Genomic DNA, 420 nt, shown 5'->3' with positions numbered 1-420 from the left:
GGTAACCTCAACGGGCTGGCGCAGGCGTTGGAGAACATCCTGCGCAACGCTATTGGGCATTCGGCGCAGGGCGGTGTCGGGCGCTTGCAGGGGTGGCTGGAAAATGAGCGCTGGCATCTGCAGCTGAGCGATGAAGGATGCGGTGTGGATGAGTCAGAGCTGGGGTGCATCTTCAAGCCCTTTGCGCGACTTGATGAGGCGCGCCCTGGTGACGGAGGCTTCGGACTCGGACTGAGCATCGCTCGTGGCGGCATCGCCTTGCAGGGCGGGGAGCAATGTGGGCGTATGAGTCCGCCGCGGCTTCGGCCTGCTTCTGCCACGTTTTGCTGCCCGCGGCCCTTGACGCGACCTAATTGTATAGAATGTAAATTCAATTTACTCGCAAATGATATTAAGTATCGTTTGGCGTTTCCTGTTGCC

Annotated in this window: 1 protein-coding gene; it reads left to right on the top strand. The window is 59.3% G+C overall.

Annotation, left to right across the window (positions count from 1 at the left end; translation table 11 throughout):
- Positions 1-420: ATP-binding protein (locus tag GYB81_RS24000; protein WP_233787686.1), on the top strand; the 420-nt coding region annotated here is incomplete at both ends.

The organism is Pseudomonas yangonensis, assembly GCF_009932725.1.
Taxonomy (GTDB): domain Bacteria; phylum Pseudomonadota; class Gammaproteobacteria; order Pseudomonadales; family Pseudomonadaceae; genus Aquipseudomonas; species Aquipseudomonas yangonensis.
Note: the sequence above shows the minus strand (reverse complement) of the source record. Positions and strands in the feature narration are given on the sequence as shown.